Annotated in this window: 5 protein-coding genes; 3 read left to right on the top strand and 2 right to left on the bottom strand. The window is 65.1% G+C overall.

Annotated elements, in window-relative coordinates; translation table 11 throughout:
* On the bottom strand, nucleotides 1-2,168 hold a 2,168-nt coding region (uvrA, locus tag ACTHJR_RS06525), incomplete at its 3' end, for an excinuclease ABC subunit UvrA (RefSeq protein WP_440522317.1).
* 504 nt (nucleotides 2,169-2,672) lie between these two features.
* Between uvrA and ACTHJR_RS06520 the strand changes: the two genes are divergently transcribed.
* From ACTHJR_RS06520 to ACTHJR_RS06510, 3 genes are all read left to right on the top strand, one after another.
* Nucleotides 2,673-4,469, top strand: a complete 1,797-nt coding sequence (locus ACTHJR_RS06520) for a type I secretion system permease/ATPase (RefSeq protein ID WP_440522316.1) — start codon at nucleotides 2,673-2,675, stop codon at nucleotides 4,467-4,469.
* Nucleotides 4,466-5,806 carry an HlyD family type I secretion periplasmic adaptor subunit gene (locus tag ACTHJR_RS06515; RefSeq protein ID WP_440522315.1) on the top strand — a complete coding sequence of 447 codons (1,341 nt, stop codon included), beginning with the start codon at nucleotides 4,466-4,468 and terminating at the stop codon, nucleotides 5,804-5,806. The genes ACTHJR_RS06520 and ACTHJR_RS06515 overlap by 4 nt, the downstream gene beginning before the upstream one ends.
* A 160-nt stretch (nucleotides 5,807-5,966) precedes the next feature.
* Nucleotides 5,967-7,487, top strand: coding sequence for a tryptophan halogenase family protein (locus ACTHJR_RS06510; protein WP_440522314.1), 1,521 nt, complete (start codon nucleotides 5,967-5,969; stop codon nucleotides 7,485-7,487).
* 127 nt (nucleotides 7,488-7,614) lie between these two features.
* Here ACTHJR_RS06510 and ACTHJR_RS06505 read toward each other — a convergent pair.
* On the bottom strand, nucleotides 7,615-10,369 hold a 2,755-nt coding region (locus tag ACTHJR_RS06505; protein WP_440522313.1), incomplete at its 5' end, for a TonB-dependent receptor plug domain-containing protein.

Below are 10,369 nucleotides of genomic sequence, written 5' to 3'. Positions count from 1 at the left end.
GCATAGAGCGTGTCGATCGTGAAGCTCGACTTGCCCGATCCCGACACGCCGGTGATGCAGGTGAAGGTGCCGATCGGGATGCTCGCGGTCACCCCGCGCAGATTGTTGGCGGTGGCGTTGTGTACGGTCAGCTGCTTGCCCGTGCCCGAGCGGCGCACCATCGGCACCGGCACTTCGCGCGTGCCGTTGAGGTAATCGGCGGTCACCGAATCGGTGTGCGCGAGCAATTCGGGCAGCGTGCCCTTGGCGACGATCTCGCCGCCATGGACGCCGGCGCCCGGCCCCATGTCGATGATGTAATCGGCGGTGCGGATCGCGTCCTCGTCATGCTCGACCACCAGCACCGTATTGCCGAGGTCGCGCAGCCGCCGCAGCGTCGCGAGCAGCATGTCGTTGTCGCGCTGGTGGAGCCCGATCGACGGCTCGTCGAGCACGTAGAGCACGCCCGACAGCCCGCTGCCGATCTGGCTGGCGAGGCGGATGCGCTGGCTCTCGCCGCCCGACAGGGTGCCGCTGGTGCGGTCGAGATTGAGGTAATCGAGCCCGACATTATTGAGGAAGCCGAGCCGCTCGACGATCTCCTTCAGGATGCGCTCGGCGATTTCCTTCTGCTGGCCGGTGAGGTGGTTGGGCAGGTCCTGGAACCAGGCCAGCGCATCGACCACCGACAGGCGCGTCGCGTGGCTGATGTCCTGCATGGCAATCTTGACCGCCAGCGCCTCGGGCTTGAGGCGCGCGCCGTGGCAGGTCTCGCAGGCCTGGCTCGACTGATATTTGCTCAGTTCCTCGCGCATCCACGCGCTCTCGGTCTGGAGCATGCGGCGGTTGAGGTTGCCGATCACGCCCTCGAACGGCTTGCGCACGTCGTAGCTCTTCTTGCCATCGACGAATGTCAGGGTGACCGGCTTGCCCGCGGTGCCGTAGAGGATGACCAGCCGCACTTCGCCGGGCAGGTCCTTCCACGGCGTTTCCAGGCTGAACCCGAATTCGCGCGCCAGGCTGCCCAGCACCTGCATGTAATAGGGGCTGGGCGGGTTGGACTTGGCCCAGGGCACGATCGCGCCCTTCTTGAGGCTGAGGTCGTGATTGGGGACGACGAGATCCTCGTCGAACACCAGCTTCTCGCCGAGCCCGTCGCATGCCGGGCATGCGCCTTGCGGCGCGTTGAACGAGAACAGCCGCGGCTCGATCTCGGCGATGGTGAAGCCGGAGACCGGGCAGGCGAACTTTTCGCTGAAGACGATGCGGTTGGCGGGGACCCCGGCGCCTTTCATATTGCCGCCGAGGGTGGGGGAAGCCGATGCCTCCGGCACGTTCCCCTCCCGCTCGCGGGAGGGGTTAGGGGAGGGCATGTCGCCTTCCGCTACAAACTCCTGGCGGACTTCCTGGACACGCCCTCCCCCAGCCCCTCCCGCAAGCGGGAGGGGGGCGGTTACGGCCTCGACCGTCGCATCCACCAGATCCACATACGCCAGCCCCTCGGCCAGCTTGAGCGCGGTCTCGAAACTATCCGCCAGCCGCGTCGCGATATCCGGCCCGACCACCAGCCGGTCGACCACCACTTCCACGTCGTGCTTGTACTTCTTGTCGAGCGCCGGGGCCTCGTCGATCTCGTACAATTCGCCGTCGATCCGCACGCGGGTGAAGCCCGCTTTCTGCCACTCGGCGAGTTCCTTGCGATACTCGCCCTTGCGCCCGCGCACGACCGGGGCGAGCAGATACAGCCGCGTACCTTCGGGCAGCGCCATGACGCGGTCGACCATCTGGCTGACGGTCTGCGCCGCGATCGGCAGGCCGGTCGCGGGCGAAGAAGGAATGCCGACGCGCGCCCACAGCAGGCGCATGTAATCGTAGATCTCGGTCACCGTCGCGACGGTCGAGCGCGGGTTGCGGCTGGTGGTCTTCTGCTCGATCGAGATCGCCGGCGACAGGCCCTCGATATGATCGACATCGGGCTTCTGCATCAGTTCGAGGAACTGCCGCGCATAAGCCGACAGCGACTCGACGTAGCGGCGCTGCCCCTCGGCATAGATGGTGTCGAAGGCAAGGCTCGACTTGCCCGATCCCGACAGGCCGGTGATCACGGTCAGCGTGTCGCGCGGGATGTCGATATCGACGCCCTTGAGATTATGCTCGCGCGCGCCGCGCACCTGAATGTGAGTCAGCATGTTGGTGTTTGTTCCAGATTTGTTCGTGCCGGGCAAGCGCCGCGCGACAGGAGTGAGATGGGAAGTGCGGGGCGCGGGGGCAAGTTGCTATCCCATTGACGCAGATTGCATTGGCGACGTCTTCTTCTCCCCTTGTGGGAGAAGGATAGCGAAGCTTGGCGGCTTGCCGCCTAGCGTAGCTTGGATGAGGGGAGCGGCGCTTCAGCGCCGCGCGACCGTTTCGCGGTCGCCCCCTCACGTCCCATCGCTAACGCGATGGGCCCCTCCCGCGTCAGGTAAACAGCGCCCGCGCTGTTTAGGTCATGCCGGGAGCATGACCGACCTGATGCGCCCCCAAGGGGAGAGAGTACAAGAAGCCTAGTATCGCCCCAGTCCTCACCCCGCACTTGTAAAAAATTGCCGCCGCTTTCGCTGTGAAAATAAGTAAAAACGGCTGCAAAACGAACCCATTGGCTTGAAACCGGACTCGGTCTATTGCGGGCTCTTAGTGGAGTGGGCGTAGGAATGGCACGGCCGGGGGGCACCAGGGAATCGGAGATCCGCGCCGCGCTGGCGAAGTTGCGCGGCGGGCTCGGCGCGATCATCGCGCTCAGCGCGTTCATCAACGTGCTGACGATCACCGGGTCGCTGTACCTGATGCTGGTCTATGACCGTATCCTGCCGGCGCAGAGCTATCCGACCCTGTTCAGCGTGTTCGCGATGATCCTGATCGCCTACGCCTTTTACGGCATGTTCGACGTGCTGCGCTCGAAGATGCTGGCCGATGTCGCGGCGTCGCTCGACCGCTCGCTGTCGGGGCGCGTGCAGTCGATCGAGGCGCGCATCGCGCTCGAACGGCCCGAGGCCAAGGAACAGGTCAGCCCGGTGCGCGACCTCGACCAGTTGCGCTCGTTCATCGCCAGCGCCGGGCCGCCGGCGCTGATCGACCTGCCCTGGATCCTGCTGTTCCTGATCGTGCTGAGCCTGGTCCATTACTGGTTGGGCGTGGTGACACTGGTCGGCATGATCGGGCTGGCCGCGCTGACCTGGGTCGCCGAGCGGGTCAGCAGCCGCCATGTCATGGCGGTGACCCAGGCGGCGGCGAAACGGCGCCTGCTCGCCGACCGCCAGTGGCGCCACGCCGAGATCATCACCGCGCTCGGCATGCGCGACCGGCTGATGCTGCAATGGCGGCGGATCCATCACGATTATCTCGACCAGCAGGCGACCCTGACCGACACCACCGCGACCCTGGCGGGGATCAGCAAGGTGTCGCGGATGGTGCTGCAATCGGTGGTGCTGACGGTCGGCGCGATGCTGGTGATCGACGGCAAGGCGACCGCGGGGATCATCTTCGCCAGCTCGATCCTGTCGGGCCGGGCGATGGCGCCGGTCGATTCGGCGATCGCCAATTGGAAGAATTTCGTCGGCGCGCGGCAAAGCTGGGCGCGGCTCGACACCCTGTTCGGCCAGGTGCCGCCGCCGGTCGGCGAGCGCACCGAATTGCCGCCACCGGCCAAGACGCTGACCGTCGACGGCCTGTCGCTGACCCCGCCGGGCAGCCAGACGATCACCGTCGCCAACATGAGCTTCCACGCCGAAGCGGGCCAAGTGATCGGCATCATCGGCCCCAGCGCGTCGGGCAAATCGTCGCTGGTGCGCGGCGTGCTCGGGGTGTGGAAAGCGGCCAAGGGCGCGGTGCGGCTCGACGGCGCGGCGATCCAGCAATGGGATAGCGAGACGCTCGGCCAGTATCTCGGTTACGTCCCGCAATCGGTCGAATTGTTCGCCGGCACCATCGCCGAGAATATCGCGCGGTTCGAAGTCGGCGCGCCGTCGGACGCGGTGATCGCCGCGGCCAAGGCGGCCGGCGTGCACGATTTGATCGTGCAATTGCCCGGCGGCTACGACCTCCAGGTCGGCGAGGAAGGGCAGCAATTGTCGGCCGGCCAGCGCCAGCGCATCGCGCTCGCCCGTGCACTGTATCGCGACCCGTTCCTGGTGGCGCTCGACGAGCCCAATTCCAACCTCGATCCCGATGGCGAGATGGCGCTGGCCCGCGCGGTCGCCGGGGTGAAGGCGCGCGGCGGCATCGTGCTGCTGGTCGCGCACCGGCGCGAGATATTGGCGGTGGTCGATCTGTTGCTGGTCATGCGCGGCGGCACGGCGCAGGCGTTCGGCCCGCGCGACGAGGTGCTGGCCAAGCTTGCGCCGCCGGCGCCGGCCCAGCCGCAGCCCTCCGCACAAGTGCAGCCGCAACCGGCCCAGCGCGGCGCCAAGGGCACCAGCGGCATGGTGTTCAGCAGAAAGCCCGGCCAATGACCGCGCAAGTCCCGCTCCACGCTTTCTGGCCGGACGCCGAGCCCGATCCCGGCGCCGAGCGGCTGCAGCGCCGCACCCGCCGCGCGTTCGTGCTGATGGGCGCGCTGGTCGTCGGGCTGTTCCTGTTGTCGGTGATCCTCCGGGTCGGCGGCGCGGTGATCGGCTCTGGCGACGTCGCGGTCGAGTCCAACGTCAAGACGCTGATCCACCCGACCGGCGGCATCCTGAAGGCGCTGATGGTGCATGACGGCGATCATGTCGCCAAGGGGCAATTGCTGATGCGGCTCGACCAGGCGGTGTCGGCGGTCGGCGCCGAATCCGCGGCTCTGGGGCTCGAGCAATTGCTCGCGCGGCGTGCGCGACTGGAAGCGGAGCGCGACGGCGCGGCGACGATCCGCTTCCCGCGCGAGCTGACCGCCAAGGCCGACGCGCGGGCGACCGAAGCGATGGCGCGCGAACGCCAATTGTTCGCGTTGCGCCGCCGCGAGCGCGACGGTTCGGTCTCGCTGCTCCAGCAGCGCGTGCGCCAATATGAGGAACAGATCGCCAGCTATCAGGCGCAGATCGCGGCGATCGAGAGCCAGATGACGCTGATCCAGCCCGAGCTCGAAGGGCTGCGCAAGCTCCACGATCGCCAGCTCGTCACGATCAATCGCCTCAACGAGATGGAGCGCACCGCGGTCCAGATGAAGGGCAGCAAGGCCGCGCTCGAATCGAACATCGCCGAGGCGCGCGCGCATATCGCCGAGGCGGACGAGCAGATCCTCAACGTCGACAAGCAGATCCGCAGCGACGCCGGCACCCAGCTCGCCGAGGTGGTCGGCCAGCTCAACGACCAGCAGGTCCGCGTCGCCACCACCACCGACACGGTCGACCGCAGCGAGATCCGCGCGCCGCAATCGGGCGTGGTCGACAAGGTCGCCTATACCACGATCGGCAGTGCGTTGCCCGCCGGCCAGCCGCTGCTCCAGATCGTGCCCGACCGCGACAGCATGATCGTCGAGGCGCGGATCCGGCCGCAGGATGTCGACCAGGTCCGCGTCGGCCAGTCGGCGCGCATCACCTTCTCGGGCTTCAATCGCCAGACCACGCCCGACATTCCGGGCAAATTGATCTTCGTCTCGCCCGATTTGTCGTCGGACCAGCGCACCGGCCAGAGCTTCTATCGCATCAAGGTGCGGCTCGACGCCGCCGCGCTCGCCAAGGCGCCGCAGATCGCGCTCAAGGCGGGCATGCCGGCCGAGGTGTTCGTTCAGACCGGCGACCGCTCGATCCTGTCGTTCCTGTTGAAGCCGATGGTCGACCAGGTCCGCTATTCGATGCGGACCGAGGGATAGGCTCCCAGCTTAATCCTCCCCCTGGCGGGGGAGAATTAGGTCGGACCCCTACTCTGCCTGGCGCGCGAGCTGCGTCGATGTAACCGTTTACCGGCGATGGCGGGCTGGCTAAGGTCGCGGCAAGGCGCCGCTACCGAGCGCCGTTCCGGAGGACCGCCGCATGACCGCGCCCGACGCGCCGCTCAAGACCATCACCATCGTCGGCGGCGGCACTGCGGGCTGGATGACCGCCGGGCTGCTGTCGCAGCTGTTCAAGAGCTACGCGATCCGCCTGATCGAATCCGACGAGATCGGCATCATCGGCGTGGGCGAGGCGACGATCCCGGCGATCCGCGATTATCTGACGATCGCGGAAGTCGACCAGGTCGAGATGATCCGCGCCACCCAGGCGACGTTCAAGCTGGGGATCGATTTCGTCGGCTGGAAGGACGGCACAGACCGTTATTTCCACGGCTTCGGGCGGATCGGCCAGGACTTCATGTGGCTGCACACGCACCAATTGTGGCTGCCCGAAAATGCCGCGGGTAAGGCGCGGCATTTCGACGATTACGCGCTCAATTGCGTCGCCGGCATGGCCAACAAATTCGCCTTTCCCGATCCGCGCAACCCGGCGTCGCCGCTGGCCGGGATCGATTTCGCCTATCAGTTCGATGCGGCGTCGCTGGCGCGCTATCTGCGCGTGCGGTCGGAAGCGGCGGGGGTCGAGCGGATCGAGGGCAGGATCGTCGACGTCAGGCTCGACGGCGAGAGCGGCCATGTCGACCATGTCGTGATGGAGGACGGACGGACGGTCGACGGCGACCTGTTCGTCGATTGCTCGGGAATGCGCGCGCTGTTGATCGGTCAGGCGCTCGGCATCGGCTATGAGGATTGGAACCACTGGCTGCTCAACGACCGCGCGCTGGCGGTGCCGTGCGAGCGAGTCGAACCGCTGACCCCCTATACGCGCGTGACGGCGCGCGATCACGGCTGGCAATGGCGCATCCCGCTCCAGCACCGCACCGGCAACGGTCATGTCTATTCGAGCGCGCATCTCTCGGACGACGAGGCGGCGGCGGTGCTGCTCGCCAATCTCGACGGCAAGCCGCTGGCCGACCCGCGCCCGGTGCGCTTTCGTCCCGGCAAGAGGCGCAAGGCGTGGGAGAAGAACGTCGTCGCGATCGGCCTGTCGGCCGGGTTCCTCGAGCCGCTCGAATCGACCAGCATCCACCTCATCCAGACCGGGATCATCAAGCTGCTCGGTCTGTTTCCGCATCAGGGGTTCGCCGCCGCCGACATCGCCGAATACAATCGCCAGCACGATTTCGAATTCGCCGACGTGCGCGATTTCATCGTCGCCCATTTCAAGGTGACCGATCGCGAGGCCACGCCTTATTGGCGATATCTCAAGAACATGGCGATCCCCGACAGCCTGGCGGAACGGCTCGAGCTGTTCGCGTCATCGGGCCGCTTCTACAAGCGCGCCGCCGCCGAGCTGTTCCGCGTCGAAAGCTGGGTGCAGGTGCTGCTGGGGCAGGGGTTCGCGATGGGACACGATCCCAACGCCGCGATCATGTCGTCCGACGTCCGCGCGTCGTTCCTCGACGACATCCAGGAAGTGATCGCCGATGCCGCGGCGCGGATGCCCGACCACGCGGCTTTCATCGACCGCTATTGCAAGGCGCCGCCGCCGGCTGCCTGAACGAAGGAAGAAAAATTTCCCCTCCCGCTTGCGGGAGGGGAAAGGGGGAGGGCGTGTCGATTACGTGGGGAGCAAACATCCCCCCTGAGCCCTCCCGCAAGCGGGAGGGGAATCGAGGTGGATCAGCTCAGAACTTGTAGCGGGCGCCGATCTTGAAGTTGCGGCCCTGGCTGGCGACCGCGCCCAGATCGTACTGGCCGCTCGGCCCGTTGTCGCCGACGTTGCGGAAACCGCCGCCCCACATCGAATAGTTGCGGTTGACGATGTCGAATGCGTTGAGCGCCTGGAAATAGACGGTCAGCTCATGCGATTTCGCCCAAGGCATCTTGAACGTCTTGGAGAAGTTGAAGTCGATGTTCGCGTAGCCGATGCCGCTCGGCTTGTAGATGCCGAAATTGGTCTCGGCGCAGCCATCGACGGCAGGACCCGGGATGCCGCAAATGACCCCGCCATAATAGGGGCCGGACGACAGCGTGATGAAGGTCGTCGCGCGGATGTCCAGCGGCAGGCGGACGGTGCCCGTTCCCACGAAGCGCCACCGTTCGAGACCGCTGGACCTGCCCCAGCCCTGCAAGCCGATCGTCGGTGCATCGAAGTTGAACGGATCGCCGATATTGGCACCGTTGCGCGAGTCGTTCGACCGGGCGTTCGAAATGGTCAGCGTCGTGCTGAAGCCCCAGCCCGATTCGTCGGTGTAGGGCTTGTCGGCCTGCAGATAGAGAGCGGCATAGGTCGCCTTGCCATCGCTGTTGCCGATGAAGATGCTGCCATAGCGCCGGCCATCGGTGCCGAACAGCGGCGCCGTGTTGATCGCGGCCGAACCGTAGAAGATGCCGGACGAATATACGTTGCCGTCGTACGAGAAGAGCGGACTGAGCGGGCTGTAGCTGCCGTCCGGATTCCGGTTGCCGACGACTTCCTGATAGATGTTGTGCGACTTGATGTACGAGAAGCTGATCGAGGTATTGATCTTCCCCAGCCGCTTGCGGATCGAAGCGCTGACCTGGTCCGAATAGGGAACCTTGGTGTTGTTGTTCATCAAGTGCACTTCGCCGGCCTGCATCGTCGCCAGTGCGCGCAGAGCGGAGATGTCGGTCGGGATCGCCGTGACGCAGCCTGTGGTTCCCGGGGTACAATTGGGCGGCGTGTTGATGGTCACAACCGATTCATAGACGTCCTTGATCGTCTCCAGCGCGGAATCGATGAACAGCGACCGGTTGTAGTATCGCCCGGCGCCGAGCGTGAAGACCAGATCGCGGTCGCCCTTCACATCGTAGGAGATGCCCAAGCGCGGCTGGAATTCGCCAGTGAACGGCTTACGGTTGCTCCCGGTCGAGATATAGTCTTCGGGGTTGATTCCTGCGGCCTTCCAGCCTGGATAGGCGCGGATCGCCGCCGCGATAGCGGCGGGCGTCACGAACTTTTCGTTGCGCGAATTGGACTCGTAATCCCAGCGCAGGCCCGCACTGATCTGCCAGTGGTCGTCGGGCTTCCAGTCGTCTTGGATGAACCCGCCGATTTCGGTGTTCTTGGCCGTGACCGGGCTGACCGCTGCCGTATTGATCGACGCCGCGAAGGGCGTCGACGAACCGACCCCGGTGAAAGTATTGCCGTTGTAGAAGAAAGTGCCTTGGCTATTGTTATCCTCAAGGCGCTGCAGCTTGGTGAAATTGACCTTCACGCCTGCCTTGACCGTGTGCGCGCCGCCGAAAAACGTCACATTGTCCTTGAACAGCGTCTGATACTGATGGTCGTCCTGCGTAAAATTCGTCCCGCCGAGGGCGATAACTCTCGCGCTTCCCACGTTCGGTATGTTTGGCGTGCAGACATGTGTTAGGGGATTACACGACAAACCCGCATCGACGACGACATAGGACGAGCCGGAGGTATTGGGGATCGCCCCATTGGCCGCGGCATCGCGCGCGAAGATGAATTCGTTGAGCCAATTGGTGCCGCGATGCGCCCAGGTGAGCTGATACCGGTGCTCGTCGTTTCGATTCCGCGTCGACGCATCGGTCGTCGTCACGCCTCCGTTGATCTGGAGGTTGGACTCGCTGCGGATGAACGCGCTGGCATTGATCGTGTCTTGCGACGTCGCGAAAAACGTCAACTTACCGAAATACAGCTTCTCGTTGAAATCCGCCGCGAAACTGCCGTTATATTGCGACCGGGCAGTTTGAGCATAGGCGGCGGCAGCGGCGGTTGGGTTGCTCAAGCCGGTGGGAAAATTGCTTGTCGGATAAACGCCGATATCGTTCGAGCCGAAGGTTTTCTTGGTCCCTTCGAAATCGACGAAGAACGTCAGCCTGTCCTTGATGATGGGGCCGCCGAGATCGCCGCCATAATATTTGGTGTCGAAGTCAGGCTTCTGCTTGTATGGCCGCGTCGCGTTGTTGCGGCCACCCGGGCGATCGTCGAAATTCTCGCTGATGAACGCCTTGGGCTGCCATTCGCCGAACAGCTCTCCGTGGAATTCGTTGCCGCCGGTCTTGGTGACCGATGAGATCACCGCCGACCCTGCTTGCTCGAACTCCGCCTTGAAGTTCTGCGTCTGGACATCGAACTGGTCGACTGCCGAGGCCGGGAACGGGTTGCCCGACGACAGGTTCTGTCCGAGCGTGCCGCCGTGGTTGACCAGGTTCTTGATGCTGATGCCGTCGATAAACGTGTTGGTGTTGTCCGAATTGACGCCGCTTGCCTGAACGCGGCGGGCCCTGCCGCCGAGCGTGGGCGCTTCGACGGTGACGCCGGGGGCCAGCGCGGCGAAGTTCAGGAAGTTGCGGTCGCCGTTCGGCAGGTTCTCGAGCTGGAAGCGCGAGATGTTGGTGGTGACCGCCGGCGTCTTGACGTCGCGCGCGCGCGAACCGGTTACGACGATGTCC

The sequence above is a fragment of the Sphingomonas sp. genome, from assembly GCF_051962185.1.
Classification (GTDB): Bacteria; Pseudomonadota; Alphaproteobacteria; order Sphingomonadales; family Sphingomonadaceae; genus Sphingomonas.
The sequence above is the reverse complement of the archived record's forward strand: the minus strand, read 5'-3'. Positions and strand labels throughout refer to the sequence as shown.

Coding starts and splice junctions, on each gene's coding strand:
- ACTHJR_RS06520 (WP_440522316.1), top strand. CDS start 2,673: ATGGCACGGCCGGGGGGCACCAGGGAATCGGAGATCCGCGCCGCGCTG.
- ACTHJR_RS06510 (WP_440522314.1), top strand. CDS start 5,967: ATGACCGCGCCCGACGCGCCGCTCAAGACCATCACCATCGTCGGCGGC.
- ACTHJR_RS06515 (WP_440522315.1), top strand. CDS start 4,466: ATGACCGCGCAAGTCCCGCTCCACGCTTTCTGGCCGGACGCCGAGCCC.